The organism is Pseudacidovorax intermedius (assembly GCF_003350475.1).
Lineage (GTDB): Bacteria > Pseudomonadota > Gammaproteobacteria > Burkholderiales > Burkholderiaceae_C > Xenophilus > Xenophilus intermedius.
On record NZ_QQAV01000026.1, the window covers coordinates 1 to 431 of the forward strand.

The 431-nt window shown below is 68.4% G+C and carries 1 protein-coding gene; it reads left to right on the forward strand.

Annotation, left to right across the window (positions count from 1 at the left end; genetic code table 11):
• The coding region (locus DFR41_RS27260; protein ID WP_114805030.1) for an Ig-like domain-containing protein at positions 1–431 on the forward strand (431 nt) is incomplete at both ends.

The window sequence follows — 431 nt, forward strand, 5'->3', positions numbered from 1 at the left end:
GACTACAACGGCAGCCTGAGCTTCACGTACACGGCGACGGACGGCCGCACGCCGGTGACGGCGACGGTCAACGTCGAGGTCACGCCCGTCAACGATGCGCCCACCGTGCCCAACTATGGGCTCACGACGCAGGAGGACAAGCCCATCAGCGGCAAGGTCACCGGCTCGGACGTGGACGGCGACACGCTGACCTACACCAAGGGCAGCGACCCGGCACACGGCACCGTCACCGTCAACACCGACGGCAGCTACACCTACACGCCGGCCAAGGACTACAACGGCGGCGACAGCTTCACCGTGACGGTCAACGATGGCAACGGCGGCACGACGACGTCGACGGTGACGATCACGGTGACGCCGGTGAACGATCCGCCGGTGCCGAGCGACCCGCCGGTCACGCCGCCGGGCCAGAACTTCGACCCGGCCACGGG